This is a genomic window from Pseudomonas sp. 2835 (assembly GCF_050435905.1).
Lineage (GTDB): Bacteria > Pseudomonadota > Gammaproteobacteria > Pseudomonadales > Pseudomonadaceae > Aquipseudomonas.
Genome location: NZ_JBNDLE010000003.1, coordinates 341,960 through 356,617, shown reverse-complemented (window position 1 = coordinate 356,617; position 14,658 = coordinate 341,960). Strand labels below are relative to the sequence as shown.

Here is a 14,658-nt window from a genome sequence, read left to right as displayed (position 1 = left end):
GGAGTCATCCATGCTCAATGCCCAGGATCGTGCAATCGTCAAAGCCACCGTGCCCCTGCTGGAAAGCGGTGGTGAAGCGCTGACCACCCATTTCTACAAGCTGATGCTCAGCGAGTACCCCCAAGTGCGCCCGCTGTTCAACCAGGCCCACCAGGCCAGCGGCGACCAGCCACGGGCCCTGGCCAATGGCGTGCTGATGTACGCCCGGCACATCGACCAGCTCGAACAGCTGGGTGGCCTGGTCGGCCAGATCATCAACAAGCATGTGGCCTTGCAGATCCTGCCGGAACATTACCCGATCGTCGGTAGCTGCCTGCTGCGCGCCATCGAAGAGGTCCTTGGCAAAGACATCGCCACCCCCGAAGTTATCGCCGCCTGGGGCGCGGCCTATCAGCAACTGGCCGATATCCTCATCGGTGCCGAAGGCGAGGTCTATGCACAAAAAGCCGCGGCCCCTGGCGGCTGGCGTGGCGCGCGTGCATTCAAGCTGGTCGAGCGGGTCGAGGAGAGTAGCGAGATCGTCTCGTTCTACTTCGCCCCGGTTGATGGCGGCGCGATCCTGCAAGCCGAGCCCGGCCAGTACATCGGCCTGCAACTGCTGATCGACGGCGTCGAACAGCGCCGCAACTACTCGCTGTCGGCCCTGAGCAATGCCGGCCAGTACCGCATCAGCGTCAAGCGCGAAGCCGGCGGCAAGGTCTCCAACTACCTGCACGAGCAACTGGCGGTAGGCGACAGCATCAACCTGTTTCCGCCATCGGGCGAGTTCACCTTGAGTGCCAGCGACAAGCCGCTGGTGCTGATCAGCGGCGGCGTCGGCATCACCCCGACCTTGCCGATGCTCGAAGCGGCGCTGGACAGCGGCCGGTTGGTGCACTTCATTCACTGCGCACGCAACGGCGCGGTGCACGCCTTCCGCGACTGGGTCGATGAACTGGCAGCGCGCCACCCGCAGGTCAAGCGCTTCTACTGCTACGCCGAGGACGATGGCGTCAGCCAGCCGGCGGACGCCGTGGGTTTGCTCAGCGCCGATCAGCTTGGCCAGTGGTTGCCGCAAGAGCGTGATGTGGATGCCTACTTCCTCGGCCCGAAAGCCTTCATGGCCGCCATCAAGCGCCACCTCAAGGGCCTGGGCGTGCCCGAGCAGCAGAGCCGCTACGAATTCTTCGGCCCGGCTTCGGCGCTTGAGTAAACACGTTTCGGTAACCACGAACTGAAAGGATGGGGGCACGGCCAGCGATGGCTGTGCCTTGCGGCAATCGGTCGCCTTCTCAAGCAGGGGGCCTGGCCTTTTTACTGCATGCAGACTAAGCGTCATGCGCCTGGCGCATCATCCTTCCAGCCGTATCAAGGAAACCGTATCGTGAGCATCAATTGGGCTGACAAACTGCGCAAGAGCCTGCATGGCTCGGCCGACTCGCTGGGCAACCTGTGCGTCGAGGCGTTCCATTACCTGGCCCTGTTCGGCATCGGTGGCATCACCGCCTACGCGGCAGTGGTCACCTTCATCGAGATGCTCGGCAAGGGCGTCAGCGTCGACGACATCCTGCTGCTGTTCATCTATCTCGAGCTCGGCGCCATGGTGGGGATCTACTTCAAGACCAACCACATGCCGATCCGCTTCCTGCTGTATGTTGCGATCACCGCGCTGACCCGCCTGCTGATTGGCGACGTATCGCACCACAAGGCACCCGACCCCGGCTTGCTCTACGTGTGCGGCGGCATCCTGCTGCTGGCGTTTTCGATCCTGGTGGTGCGCTACGCCTCGTACCGCTACCCGTCGACTAAGGCCATCGATGCTAATGGCAAGGAGATCGAGGAAGCGAAGTAACCTGGCCGGCTTTTGCACCGTTACGGGTCATGGCGGCGAGGATTTCCACGGCGCTGTGGCCCTGTTCGATAGCGATACCGAACTGGACGCTCTCGATCAAGCGCTGCAGGCGCTGCGGGTCGTTGCGCTGGGCCGGGCTGATCAGCCGCTTGGCGACGATGCCCGCGTCGTTGGAGAGGGTCAGCATGATGCTGCCGTCGAGCCGCTCGATACTCAGGTTGACCCGGTATTCGGGGGCAAAAGCGTCGTTGATCTGTTCGAAAGGGTTGATCATGGTGCTTCACCTGGCAAAGACATGCAGTGATTGACCGGGTGGGGGAGGGTTGGTTCAGGTAATTTTTCTCACGATCTTTTGCGATATCTGACAGCTAAATCCTACGACCAAGTGGGATGCTTCTGAATTGCCTCTGCCCAGGCAGAAGGCCACCTTTTCCGTGCTAGGTTCCGGGCTTCATTTGCCCAAGGAAGCTTCACATGACACGGAATAATCAACCCGCCACCCCCTTCACCAACGCGCTGACTTCGCAACAGAGCGCAGCCGTTTCATCCCCTGTTACCGAAGCCATCTATCGTCTGGCAACCCAAGGCAGCCGCACGCGCAAGGGGGGTGTCATTCGCCAGGCCAGCGCCCCACTGACCATCACCCTGGACGATGGCCAGGTCGTGCGCGTGGCGCAGACCGGTGACTATGCCGAGTATCCGGACGGCAGCCGCGCGCGCATCATCAGTGGCGCCGGAGCCCAGGGGCAACTGCAGGATCAGGCCATTGCCCTGGTCGGCAGTGCTTTGAGCAACGGTGATGAAATCATCGACACCCCACAAAACACCGTGCTGATCAGCAAGCAGCACGGTGTACCCATGGCGGACGATTTCCTCACGAGCGCGAGGTGAGCGATGGTTTATCGCCTGAGCCTCAATGGTCGCGGCGCCGGGCAGCATGGCGACCCGACCACCAGCGGGGCGACCTGCCTCAGCAGCCAGTCCAGTCACTTGCAGAACGGGGTCGGCAGCCTGCGCCTGGGGGATGCCACCACGCCATGCCCGGAGTGCGGCCAGGCCGGCAAGATCGCCGAAGGGTATGCCGACTGGACCATCGACGGGCTGCCGATCGCCTTTGATGGTGCGCAGATCGACTGCGGCTGCCCGGCTGGCAGCAACCGCCTGGTAGCGCCGCTGGATGGCGGCGGCGCCAGAGCGGCGCCGGTAGCGGGCGGCTTTACCGCGCCGGCTGGCCAGGCCTTCAAGCCGCCTGCGGCGACGCCCAGGCCAGCCGCCATCGCCACGACTAATCCCGCTTCAGCCATGTCCAGTGCGCCCGGCGCGCTGGAGCCGGGCTTCTATGTGGTGCCACGCAGTATGTCGGGTCAGCAGGTGCTGGCCCGGCTTGGCGGCGAAAACCGCTACCTCAGCGCCCGGCTGCAGCGGCTTAACCCCACCTTCGCCGAAGGCTTCAAGGCCGGCGAGCTGTTCGTCCTCGGCGACCCCGACAACGGCATGAGTTGCACCCGCGAGGAAGCGCAATTGATGGCCGCTGCCGCCCAGGTGCGCGAGGTACTGGCGCCGCTGACCGAGGAGGAGGCCAACTTTATGGTCCGCTACCAGGGTGAAATCGCCGGCTTGTTCAGCGGCGCCAGCCAGTCGATGGGCGCCGGCAAAGACATGCTCGGTCATGGTTTGAGCCAGGTTGAAAACAGCCTGCGCGCGCTTGAACAGCTGCATCAGCGCTCGTTCAGCACCTACGGGCATCTGAACAGCCCGCAGTTTTTCGCCTCCCGCCAACAGCTGTACCGCCAGCTGGATGCCCAGTTGAAGACGGCGTTTCTCAACAAGCCATTGAACCTGGGCAGTTACGACAGCCTGCGTCGAGACCTCGGCATCTCGACCAAAAGCCTGGTTCACCACTGGAGCCGTGCCGGTGCGCCGGGTGAGATCCCGGGTTATGCCACGCACCTTGAGCAGGTATCCCGGACCGCGAAATACCTTAAGCACGGTGGGTATGTCGGTATTGCCCTGGGGGGCGGCGCGTCGGTTCTCAAAGTGCAGGAAGTGTGTAGAGCGGGGGAGACGGAGGAATGCAAGAAGATTCGATTTACTGAGACTGGGAGCTTTTCTGGGGGGCTGGCGGGTGGTGGTGCTGGTGCTTATTGGGGAGGGAAGGCAGCTGTAGCTGTATGCGGAATTGCTGCCGCTACCAGTGCTGGGGTTGGCGGAGCGATTTGTGGAATTGTTCTAGTTGGTGGTGGTTCGCTGATTGGAGGGTATGGGGTGGGCAAGATTGGGGAGTTCACGGGGGAGGAACTTTACAATTGGACGGGGCCATGACGCCTGACTTCTACTATTCCTGGCATCCAGGGTTACGATTCGCCTTCTTGTTCACGCCGTTCGTGATCATGATGTCTGGTGTTGCAATGAGTACTTACCTTGCCTTAAGTCGAAACTTTGAAATCATGATTGCGAGCCTGAAAAATAGTTTTTGGCTTCAACAGCAGATGCCTTTCTGGGGGGCGACAGGCTGGAGGTCACGTTGCTATCTGCTTAGTACAATCAGCGGAGCATTGCTCTATCCGAAACTCAGTGTTCGATCAGGAATGATGGATGCCGAAGACTTGCGTAACTTTCCTCGGTTCCTTCGACGCAAAATGCTAGTGGCTTCTTGGCTGACAATCATTGGCTCAGCCTGGTTGTTTATCGGATTTGCCTTGATCAAGCTGTTGGTGCAACGCTAGTGCTGGTTGGAACTGTGAGCAGCTTCTGGAACTCTTGGTGGGCATTTGCCTTCATGCTGACTCCTTTCGTGATGGGTATAGCCGGCGTAGCCATGGAGACCTACATCGCCCGCAGCCGGGACTTCGACCTCATCATTGCCAGCCTCCCAAACAGTCTCTGGCTCAAGCAGCAGATACCGTTCTGGGGGACCACCAGGTTGAAATCGCGCTGCTATTTGCTCAGCACGATTTGCGGTGCAATGCTTTATCCAAAGCTCTGCATCCGCCTGGGAATGATGGATGCAGAGGATCTGCGCAACTTTCCTCCACGGCTTCGGCGACGATTGTTGATTGCTTCCTGGTTGATCATCGTTGGTTCGGCGTGGATGTTTATCGGTGTCGGCTTGATCAAGCTTTCAAAAACCTGAGCATAAAAAAGCGAGCCCCATGGGCTCGCCTTGGAAGTTTGCAGAGCAGAGGAGACGGAGGATTGTAAAAAGATTCTATTTGCTGAGGCCAGAAGCTTTTCTGGTGGGTCGCTTGCGGGCGGGCCAGGAGTTGAAGCAGGTGGCGAATGGCTCAGGGGATTCGTTTATAAAAAGTCAATCCACGGGGTTTTAGAGCTCTTGGTGGGCATTTACTTTCATGCTGACTCCTTTCGTGCTCAGTCTTTCCGGCGTGGCGATAGGTGCGCATATAGCCTGCAGCCGCGACTTCAACACCATCGGAGAATGCCTAGGAGACAAGATTTATCAGGTGAAACATGATTGATATAAACACTTGGCCGCCGAGCATTGCGATCGCTTTCGGTTTTGCGCCCTTTGTCATCCTCTTATCTGGCGTAGCCATGGAAACCTACATCGCCCGAAGCCGTGACTTCGACCTCATCATTGCCAGCCTCCCAAACAGTCTCTGGCTCAAGCAGCAGATACCGTTCTGGGGGACCACCAGGTTGAAATCGCGCTGCTATTTGCTCAGCACGATTTGCGGTGCAATGCTTTATCCAAAGCTTTGCATCCGCCTGGGAATGATGGATGCAGAAGACCTGCGCAACTTTCCTCCACGGCTTCGGCGACGATTGTTGATTGCTTCCTGGTTGATCATCATTGGCTCAGCCTGGATGTTTATCGGTGTCGGCCTGATCAAACTTTCAAAAACCTGAGCATAAAAAAGGCGAGCCCCATGGGCTCGCCTTTTTACCGTCTGCGTTGCTGCTTGTTCAGTTGATGCGAGCTTGCTCGTTCTCCAGGAACTCTTCCTGCAACAGCCCGTCATTCTGGGCGCCGTCGATGCTTTGCTGGGCCACCGCGCGTTTGCTGCGCAGTTTGCCGTAGAAGTGCTCCAGGGCGTGGTTCAGTTTGATTGCGGCGCCTTCGACAGCCTGGTCGAGGGATGCGGACTTGTGGCTTACGGAAATCGGTTGATGGCCTTTAGGGCGTGCCTCCATCTGGCAGCGTTTGTCGTGCGGACCTGGCTTGTCGCCGTTCTCGTCGCGCAGGTGGACCTCGATGCGGGTGAGGTCTTCGTCATATCGTTCGAGCGTGCTTTCTACCGTGCTGCGGACCCACTCTTCCAGCCGGATGTTGCCTTGAATATGGTTGTCGCTATTGACCTGGATTTGCATAGTTCAATCCCTTATTCAGCTAGCTCGCAAGAGAATCGATGGGGCCTTTTCGGCCTGTGAGAACCATCGCCTCTTGACTACAAGGTCAGGCACTTGGCCAAACAATTCAAGCCCTTTTGAAATAAAAATATCTTGTAGCAAAAAGCCCGGCACAGGCCGGGCTTTTGCATGCGCTGGATCAGAACGCGACGGAGGTCTGCAGGTATACCGTACGGGGTTCACCCACGTACTTGCCCTTGTTGTTGTCGTCGAACGAGCGGGTGTAGTACTGGTGATTGAAGATGTTCTTCACCCCCACGGCGACGTTGAGGTTCGACAGTTGCGGGCCGAAATCGTAGGCCGCGCGGCTGCTGAACAGCATGTAGCCGGGGATGCGCCCGGTGCTGCCGTCGGCGCTTTCGGCCGCGGTGTTGGCGTTGTCGGCGAACTGGTCGCTCTGGTAGCTGCTGTCGAGGTTGAGCTGCCACTGGCCTTCGGTGTAACCGATGCCCAGGGTGCCTTTGTGACGCGACGAGAAGGGCACACGATTGCCCTTGTTCGGCCCGTCTTCGCGGATTTTCGCATCGACAAAGGCGTAGGTGGCATACACGTCGAAACCTGCCAGCGCCGGGTCGAGGCCTTCGAGAGCGTACTTGACGCTGGTCTCGATGCCCTGGTGGCGGGTTTCGCCGCGGGCGATCACCGAATCGTTGGTCTGGTTGCTTTCGTACTGGTTGTCGAAGTTGATCAAGAAGGCGCCGATCTCGGCCTGCAGGTTGCCGTTGTCGTAGCGGGTACCCAGCTCCCAGGTGCGGGCTTTTTCCGGTTTCACTTCGCCGCTGCTGACCCGGTTGGGCATCTGGCTGTACTGCACGCTGCCGAACGAGCCTTCGGTGTTGGCGTACAGGTTCCAGCTGTCAGTCAGGTGGTACATGACGTTTAGCGCCGGCAGCGCGGTGTTGTAGTCGCCCTGGTAGCGCTGGCCGTTGAGTTTGTTCGACTGCTCGGAGTCGATCATTTCGTAGCGGATGCCCGGGGTGATGGTCCACTGGCCGATGTCGATGCGGTCATCGAGGAACAACGCATGGGCTTCGGTGCTGCCACGGGTGTCGCGGTCATTGCGGCTGGCGGTGGTCGGCAACTGGTTGGCAGCGGTCGGCTCGCGGTAGCGCAGCTCGTGGCCGGCTTCGTTGATGTAGCGGTAGCCGACGCCCACTTCATGCCAGCTCTCGCCAAGGGCAAAGCCCTGGGAGAAGCGTGTTTCGATGCCGCGTACCCAGTACTCGCGCGGCGACAGCGAGACGAAGCTGCCCTGGTCCAGATAGCCGCTGCGCAGGGTCTTGGTGAAGAAGCTGTTGACGCTGAACTGGCGGGCGTCTTCCTTGTAGTCGTAGCCGAAATTGAACATCGTCCGGCGGCCCCAGAACTTGTCCTGCAGGCGGGTCGACTGGTACGGGTCGGCATCGTAGTCGGCAACGTTCAGGCCGCCGGGCATCTGCGCTTCGCCTTCGTAGTACTGGGCCATGGCGTGCAGGCTGTTGGCCTCGTCGAGCTGGTACTTGCCCTTGAGGATCAGGTCGTCGATCTGCGTGTCGCTGTGCTCGCGCCAGTCGCCGCCACGGCTGCCGGAGTACAGCAGGGCGCCGCCCAGGCCGTTGGCGTTGGTGCCGCCAGCAAGCAGGTTGGCGCTGGTCTTGAAGCCGTCATGGCTGGAGGACGGGCTGGTCTGGGTCTGGAAACCGGCTTTCACCGTCGGCTCGTCGGGGATCGCCCGGGTCACGAAGTTGACGATGCCGCCGACGTTCTGCGGGCCGTAGCGCACCGCGCCGCCGCCGCGCACGACGTCCACCGCGTCCATGTTGCCCATGCTGATCGGCGCGAACGACAGCTGTGGCTGGCCATAGGGCGCAAACGGCACCGGGATGCCGTCCATCAGCACCGTCGAGCGCGAGGCCAGGCGCGGGTTGAGCCCGCGAATGCCGAAGTTCAGCGCCATGTCGTGGCTGCCGGTGCCGTTGTTTTCCGGGGCGTTGACCCCGGGGATGCGGTTGAGCACTTCGCGCGCGGTGGTGGCGCCGCTGCGCTCGAATTCTTCGCGGCGGATTACATCGCGGGCACCGGCATGTTCGAAGACGTTGTCTTGCTGCGCCGCACCCAGCCAGTCGCCGACCACGGTGGAGGCGCCGAGCTCGAGCGGCGCGCTGGCGGCAGCGCGCGGTTGCAGGCTGAAGGCGTTGTCACCTTCGGCGCGGGCTTGCAGGCCGGTGCCTTGCAGCAATGTATCCAGACCCTGCTGCGGGCTGTACTGGCCCTGCAGGCCGGGGCTTTGCACACCGCGGGTGAGCTGCGAGCCAAACGAGATCAGCACACCGCTTTCGCGGCCGAATTGGTTCAGGGCGTTTTCAAGCGTGCTCGGGGCGATCTGGTAAGTGCGCGCCGAGGCCTCGGCTGCCTGGATGGCAACGGCGCTGAAACTCAGGCTGGCACCCAGCAGCAGGGCCTGGGCAAGTGGATTCGGTCGAAGGGGCATGCAGAAGATCCTTGAGAAGGTCGAAGCAAAGGGTTCTGCCTTCTCTGTCACGCGAGATGTGAAAACGGCTCAGGTCAGTGAAAAAAACGTTCAGGCCCGCGCTTCGACCGTCACCCAGTAGCGGGTAAAGCGCCGCACCCGCACCGGCAGCGCCACTTCGAGCAGGTCGAGGATGCGTTCGCTGTCGGCCAGCGGATAACTGCCGGAAATCAGCAAATTGGCTACCTCGGGTGCGCAGTTGAGCTGGCCGCGACGGTAGCGCCCGAGCTCGTCGAGAAACGCGCCAAGGGGCATGTGCGCAGCCACCAGCATGCCGTCGACCCAGGCGCCGAGGTTGCGGTCCAGGGCCTGGCTGGCCTGCCATTGCGGGCCGTTGAAGTGCGCTTGCTGGCCAGCCTCCAGGCGATTGCCGGCAAGGTTGGCGCTGCCTTCGAACACCGCCAACTGGTTGTAGCCGGCGAACTGGCGCAGGTTGTAGCGGCCGTTGGCCAGGTTCAGCAGGCCGTGTTCGCTGCGCAGTTGCAACGGTCGGCTATCGCCGGCCACGGTCAGTTGCAGTTCACCTTCGAGCAGGTGCACCAGGCGCTGGCTGGCATCGAAACGCACGTCGGCGGCGCTGCGGGTATTGAGCTGCAGCAGGCTGCCGTCATCCAGGGCCAGGCGCCGGCGTTCGCCGACCGGGCTGCGGTAATCGGCGAGCAATGTCGGCAACGGGTTGTGCTGCTGCAAGGCCAGGCCACTGGCGCTGCCGACCCCGAGGATCAGCAGGGTTTTCAGCGCCCGGCGACGGCTGGCCGAACGTGGCGCCTGCAAGGCGGCGTGGGCCAGGGGCGAGGACAGCCCGCGCAAGCGCTGGTTGACCCGCTGGATGTGCTCCCAGGCGCGCTGGTGGTTGTCGTCGGCCTGCAACCATTGCTGCAGGGCCTGCTGCTGGCGCGCATTGAGGGCGCCGCCCTGCAGCTCGATCAGCCAGTACACGGCCTGTTCGGCCACCTGCGGGGAAAACTCCTGATGGTTGTTCACAGGGCGAAGTAACAGCGCATGGCCGCCTTGTTCAGGTAGCGCTTGACCGTGGCCAGGGAGATGCCCAATTGCACACCGATCTCGGCGTAACTCAGGCCATCGACCTGGGCCATCAGGAACGCGCGCTTGACCACCAGCGGCAAGCCGTCGAGCAGGCGGTCGAGCTCCAGCAGGGTTTCGAAAATGATTGCCCGGTGTTCTTCCGACGGCACCAGTGCCTCGGGTAACTGCGCCAGCGCCTGGAGGTAGGCGCGCTCCAGGTCCTGGCGGCGGTAATGGTTGCACAGCACGCGTTTGGCGACGGTGGTGAGGAACGCCCGTGGCTCGTTGAGCAGCGGCGTTTCGCGGCCCTGGAGCAGGCGCATGAAAGTGTCCTGGGCCAGGTCGGCGGCGCTGTCGGGGCAGCCCAGACGCCGACGCAACCAGCCAGTGAGCCAGTTGTGATGGTCGAGGTAGAGGCCTTCGAGCGAGGAAGAAGGAGCGCTGGGCACCGTAAACACTCCGGCGCCGGGATGCGCAGCAGAATAAGAATTGTTCGCATTGTAGTGAAAGGTGCCACTACTCGGCAATCGGCGCCTGACTGACGGGCGTAGCAGAGGATCGGGAAAATGTAAAAAACGTAAATACGCTTTACTAGCATTTGAGAATGAATAGCATTCGCTCCCTAGATGAATTTACGCAACCTTTACATTTCTCAGGGAGAGGTCCTCGTGTCCCCGACTTTCAGCAAATCCTGCCTCGCGCTTACCCTCTGCTCGCTCTACACCGCGCAAGCCACTGCCCAGAACCAGCCGCTGGAGCTGGACAACATGGTGGTGACCGCGTCGGGTTTCTCCCAGCAGATCAAGGATGCGCCGGCATCGATTTCGGTGATTACCCGCGAGCAGATCGAGAACAAATCCTACCGTGACGTCACCGATGCCCTGCGCGATGTGCCGGGCGTGGTGGTCACCGGTGGCGCCAGCTCCAGCGATATCAGCATTCGCGGCATGGCCTCCAAGTACACCCTGATGCTGGTCGACGGCAAACGCCAGGACTCACGTGCCACCCGCCCGAACAGTGACGGCGCCGGTATCGAACAGGGCTGGATGCCGCCGCTGGAAGCCATCGAGCGTATCGAAGTGGTGCGCGGGCCGATGTCGTCACTGTACGGCTCCGACGCCATGGGCGGGGTGATCAACATCATCACCCGCAAGGTCACCCCGCAGTGGTACGGCGGCGTGCGCACCGAAGCAACCTTCCAGGACCGCTCCGACTCGGGCAACTACAACAGCACCAACGCCTTCATCTCCGGCCCCCTGGTCGACAACCTGGTCGGCCTGCAGCTGTACGGCCAGCGCTCGCGCCGCGACGAAGACCATATCGTCAACGGCTTCAACGAGCAGAGCACCGACAGCGCCACGGCCAAGCTGTCGTTCACCCCGGATGAACACAACGACATCACCCTGGAAGCGGGCAAGTCCGAGCAGGAGCGCAACTCGCACGTAGGCCGTTCGGCGAGCCGCTCCGCCAGCCGTAACGACTATGACCGTACCAACTTTTCCATCACCCATTCCGGGCGCTGGGACAGCCTCACCAGCGAAAGCTACCTGCAGCGCGAGAAGATCGAGAACCCCGGCCGGCGCATGGAGCTGGAAAACACCGTGCTTAATTCGCAGGTGTCGTTCTTCAGCGATTCGCACATCACCACCTTCGGTGGCCAGTACAAATACGAAGACCTCAGCGACGAAGGCAACCAACTGGCTTCGGCGGCCAGCGTCAACCAGCTGACCCGCTGGTCGTGGGCCCTGTTTGCCGAAGACGAATGGCGCCTGACCGAAGCCTTCGCCCTGACCGGCGGCCTGCGCATGGACCGCGACGAAAACTACGGTACCCATTGGTCGCCGCGCCTGTACGGGGTCTACCATCCGACCGAGCAGTGGACCATCAAGGGTGGTGTATCCAGCGGCTACCGTTCGCCGGACATCCGCGCTGCCGTCGATGACTGGGGCCAGATCACCGGTGGCGGTGGCGACCCGGCCATCATTGTCGGCAACTCCAGCCTCAAGCCGGAGAAGAGCCTGAGCCAGGAAATTGGCTTCATCTGGGACAACCTCGAAGGGTTCTCCACCGGTCTGACCCTGTTCAACACCGACTTCAAGGACAAGATCACCGAGACCCGCCGTTGCACCGACAGCACCGGCAATGCTTCGGGCCAGTGCCAGATCGGCGGTACCTCGTACAAGTTCATCAGTGACCGGGTCAACGTTGACGAAGCGCAGATGCGCGGCATCGAAGCGACCCTGGACTGGGACATCACCCAGACCGTGTCGCTGGCCACCAACTACACCTTCACCGCCTCCGAGCAGAAGAGCGGTCCGCAGAAGGGCAAGGCCCTGAACCAGATGCCACGGCACATGTTCAACGCCACCCTCGACTGGCAGGCCACCGACCAGCTGGGGACCTGGGCGCGCCTGAACTATCGCGGCAAGACCTCGGACTACCTGGGCCGGAGCACCATGTCCGACGGCACGCCGTCGTACACCTTCGTCGACTTCGGCGGTACCTACCGGGTGACCAAGAACGTCAAGCTGCTGGCCGGTGTGTACAACGTCTTCAACAAGGAAGTGGACTACGACAACTACCAGACCGTGCTGGACGGCCGCCGCTACACCATGGGCGTCGACCTGTCGTTCTGATCGGCCGGCCTGCGGTTTTGCTTATGAGAATATAAATCATTATTATTGTGCGCTTCTCGTAATGGACCGATGCCATGAAAAGCAAAGCCGCCGGGCTGCCCATCAGCTATCGCCTGGCCGTGACTTCCCGCAGCCTGGCTGCCGTGTTCGGTGGCTACCTGCTGGCGGCCATGGCCAGCGTCTGTATCACCCTGCTGTTGCCGGTGCCGCGTGCCGAGGCGGTGATCAGCGGCATGATGCTGTCGTTCCTGTTCTACCTGGTGGCCTTTCTCTGGTGCTTCGCCTGTCGTAGCGCCTGGCAGGCCTGGCTGGGGGTACTGGTGCCGAGCCTGGTGCTGGCGATGATCAGCGGCCTGGCCTACTGGATGAAAAACCCATGAAAGAGGGCTTTCGCCAGGCCATGGCCTGGCTGCATACCTGGACCGGGCTGATCTTCGGCTGGTTGCTGTTTGCGATTTTCCTGACCGGGACCCTGTCCTACTTCAAGGAAGAAATCAGCCACTGGACCCAGCCGGAAGTGCCCAGCCGGGCGCTGGACCCGGCGGCCAGCCTGGACCTCGCCCAGCGCTACCTGCAGGAGCATGCGCCGACAGCGGGCAGCTGGTTCATCGAGTTGCCCAATGCCCGCGAACCGGCGCTGAGCGTGAGCTGGCCCAAGGCCGGTGGCGGGCGCCGCGACTTCACTTCCAAAACCCTCGACCCTGCCACCGGCGCCGAATTGCAGGCGCGCGAGACCCGTGGCGGCAATTTTTTCTACCGTTTCCATTTCCAGCTGGAGATGCCTCACCCCTGGGGCCGCTGGCTGTCGACCTTTGCCGCGTTCATCATGCTCCTGGGCCTGGTGACCGGGATCATTACCCACAAGAAGATCTTCAAGGAGTTCTTCACCTTCCGCCCGGGCAAGGGCCAGCGTTCCTGGCTCGACGGGCATAACGCCATCGGCGTATTGGTGCTGCCGTTTCACCTGATGATCAGCTACAGCAGCCTGGTGATCTTCATGGCCATGGTCATGCCGGCCAGCATCATCGCCAGCTATGGCGACAATACCCGTGGCTTTTTCAACGACCTGTTCGGTGGCCAGAGCCAGGTACAGGCCGCCGGCACCGCGGCGCCGTTGCTGCCCTTGCCGCAGTTGTACGCCAAGGTCCAGGATCAGGCGCCCGGGGCCAATCTTGCCTGGGTCGAGGTACAGAACCCCGGTGACCAGAACGCCCGGGTCCGGTTCGCCCGCCATGCCGGTGACCGCATCGCTCACCAGCGCGGCGGTGGCTGGCTGTTTGACGGGGTCAATGGCACGCTTGAAGGCGGCAGCCAGATCGAGGCCACGCCGGTGCTGATTTCCGGCGGCATGTACGGCCTGCACATGGGCATTTTCGCCGGCCCCTGGCTGCGCTGGCTGTACTTCTTCTTCGGCCTGGCCGGCACCGCAGTGATCGGCACCGGCCTGGTCATGTGGCTGGGCAAGCGCCAGCTCAAGCATGCCAAGAGCGGCACCCAGCCGTTCGAACTGCGCCTGGTCGAGGTGCTTAACATTGCCAGCATGAGTGGCCTGCTGCTGGGTGTGGCGGCGTTCTTCTGGGCCAACCGCTTGTTGCCGATCGGCCTTGAAGGCCGTGCCGACTGGGAGACCAACTGCTTCTTCCTGCTCTGGGCCTTGTCGCTGGTGCACGCCATGCTGCGCCGCGGCCGCCGTGCCTGGGCCGAGCAACTGGGCCTGGGTGCGCTGATGTGGGCGGGCTTGCCGCTGCTCAACGGCCTGACCACCGGCCAGGGCCTGAACCACTCGCTCGCCGTCGGCGACTGGGCCATGGCCGGTTTCGACTTGACCGCCTTGGCCAGCGGCCTGTTCCTGGCCTGGGCGGCCAGCAAAATGTGGCGGGCGCCGCTAGTCGCGCCCAAGCGCAAGCCCAAGGCCGCGCCTGGCAAGTTGATTGAAAGCGAGGTGAACTGATGCTGGCCATTGCCCTGTTTGGTTTTGCCGGCTTCGCCGCGCTGTGCCTGGCCATGGACAAGCACTACAAGGACTTGCTCGGGCAGCCACCGAGCAAGGCGCGGCGTGTAGCCCTGCGGGTTGCCGGCTGGGCGCTGCTGGCCCTGGCGCTGTTGTTGGCGGTGCGCCACAGCGGCTGGGCGATGGGCCTGGTCGAGCTGTTCGCGGTGCTGATGGCCGGCGTCACCCTCTGGGTGTTCCTTCTGCCTTACCAGCCGCGGTTGCTGCTGGGCCTGGCGGCGGCCAGCCTGGTGCTGGCGCCATTGACCGCCCTGGCGTCGCTGTAGCTTGGTCAACG

At 62.0% G+C, this 14,658-nt stretch carries 16 protein-coding genes; 11 read left to right on the top strand and 5 right to left on the bottom strand.

Translation table 11 applies throughout. The features are described 5' to 3' along the window. Positions 1-10 precede the first annotated feature (10 nt). Positions 11-1,192 (top strand): NO-inducible flavohemoprotein, encoded by a 1,182-nt coding sequence (gene hmpA, locus ABIE20_RS05815; protein WP_429503534.1) that lies wholly within the window; start codon positions 11-13, stop codon positions 1,190-1,192. 171 nt (positions 1,193-1,363) lie between these two features. After that, a complete protein-coding gene (locus ABIE20_RS05810) occupies positions 1,364-1,831 on the top strand; it encodes a phosphate-starvation-inducible protein PsiE (protein WP_429503532.1) in 468 nt (155 codons plus the stop codon). Here the strand turns inward: ABIE20_RS05810 and ABIE20_RS05805 are convergent. Next, positions 1,800-2,105, bottom strand: coding sequence for a DUF3509 domain-containing protein (locus ABIE20_RS05805; protein ID WP_429503530.1), 306 nt, complete (start codon positions 2,103-2,105; stop codon positions 1,800-1,802). The two genes, ABIE20_RS05810 and ABIE20_RS05805, sit on opposite strands and share 32 nt — an antisense overlap. 200 nt (positions 2,106-2,305) lie before the next feature. Between ABIE20_RS05805 and ABIE20_RS05800 the strand changes: the two genes are divergently transcribed. From ABIE20_RS05800 to ABIE20_RS05780, 5 genes are all read left to right on the top strand, one after another. Further along, positions 2,306-2,722, top strand: a complete 417-nt coding sequence (locus ABIE20_RS05800) for a hypothetical protein (RefSeq protein WP_429503529.1) — start codon at positions 2,306-2,308, stop codon at positions 2,720-2,722. Positions 2,723-2,725: 3 nt separating this feature from the next. Then, the gene (locus tag ABIE20_RS05795) at positions 2,726-4,153 is read left to right on the top strand and encodes a PAAR domain-containing protein (protein ID WP_429503528.1); all 1,428 of its coding nucleotides are present in this window, start codon (positions 2,726-2,728) and stop codon (positions 4,151-4,153) included. After that, a complete protein-coding gene (locus ABIE20_RS05790; RefSeq protein ID WP_429503527.1) occupies positions 4,150-4,557 on the top strand; it encodes a hypothetical protein in 408 nt (135 codons plus the stop codon). The genes ABIE20_RS05795 and ABIE20_RS05790 overlap by 4 nt, the downstream gene beginning before the upstream one ends. 14 nt (positions 4,558-4,571) lie before the next feature. Further along, positions 4,572-4,964, top strand: coding sequence for a hypothetical protein (locus ABIE20_RS05785; protein WP_429503525.1), 393 nt, complete (start codon positions 4,572-4,574; stop codon positions 4,962-4,964). Between the two features lie 335 nt (positions 4,965-5,299). Next, a complete protein-coding gene (locus ABIE20_RS05780) occupies positions 5,300-5,698 on the top strand; it encodes a hypothetical protein (RefSeq protein ID WP_429503523.1) in 399 nt (132 codons plus the stop codon). Positions 5,699-5,755: 57 nt separating this feature from the next. On the opposite strand, the gene ABIE20_RS05775 is transcribed toward ABIE20_RS05780, so the two are convergent. The 4 genes from ABIE20_RS05775 to ABIE20_RS05760 form a co-directional block, all read right to left on the bottom strand. After that, a complete protein-coding gene (locus ABIE20_RS05775) occupies positions 5,756-6,160 on the bottom strand; it encodes an HPF/RaiA family ribosome-associated protein (protein WP_045197178.1) in 405 nt (134 codons plus the stop codon). A 178-nt stretch (positions 6,161-6,338) separates the two neighbouring features. Continuing rightward, positions 6,339-8,669 carry a TonB-dependent Fe(3+) dicitrate receptor FecA gene (fecA, locus tag ABIE20_RS05770; protein ID WP_429503521.1) on the bottom strand — a complete coding sequence of 777 codons (2,331 nt, stop codon included), beginning with the start codon at positions 8,667-8,669 and terminating at the stop codon, positions 6,339-6,341. A gap of 90 nt (positions 8,670-8,759) precedes the next feature. Beyond that, the gene (locus ABIE20_RS05765) at positions 8,760-9,692 is read right to left on the bottom strand and encodes a FecR domain-containing protein (protein WP_429503519.1); all 933 of its coding nucleotides are present in this window, start codon (positions 9,690-9,692) and stop codon (positions 8,760-8,762) included. Continuing rightward, on the bottom strand, positions 9,689-10,183 hold the full coding sequence (locus tag ABIE20_RS05760; RefSeq protein WP_429503517.1) for a sigma-70 family RNA polymerase sigma factor: 495 nt from the start codon (positions 10,181-10,183) through the stop codon (positions 9,689-9,691). Before ABIE20_RS05760 ends, ABIE20_RS05765 begins: the two co-directional genes overlap by 4 nt. Positions 10,184-10,402: 219 nt before the next feature. On the opposite strand from ABIE20_RS05760, the gene ABIE20_RS05755 reads away from it, so the two are divergent. From ABIE20_RS05755 to ABIE20_RS05740, 4 genes are all read left to right on the top strand, one after another. Next, a complete protein-coding gene (locus tag ABIE20_RS05755; RefSeq protein ID WP_429503515.1) occupies positions 10,403-12,370 on the top strand; it encodes a ligand-gated channel protein in 1,968 nt (655 codons plus the stop codon). Between the two features lie 74 nt (positions 12,371-12,444). Next, on the top strand, positions 12,445-12,750 hold the full coding sequence (locus ABIE20_RS05750; RefSeq protein WP_045197184.1) for a DUF3649 domain-containing protein: 306 nt from the start codon (positions 12,445-12,447) through the stop codon (positions 12,748-12,750). Next, complete coding sequence (locus ABIE20_RS05745) at positions 12,747-14,321, top strand: PepSY-associated TM helix domain-containing protein (RefSeq protein WP_429503513.1); 1,575 nt, start codon at positions 12,747-12,749, stop codon at positions 14,319-14,321. The genes ABIE20_RS05750 and ABIE20_RS05745 overlap by 4 nt, the downstream gene beginning before the upstream one ends. Next, positions 14,321-14,647 (top strand): DUF3325 domain-containing protein, encoded by a 327-nt coding sequence (locus ABIE20_RS05740; RefSeq protein WP_429503511.1) that lies wholly within the window; start codon positions 14,321-14,323, stop codon positions 14,645-14,647. Before ABIE20_RS05745 ends, ABIE20_RS05740 begins: the two co-directional genes overlap by 1 nt. Positions 14,648-14,658 lie beyond the last annotated feature (11 nt).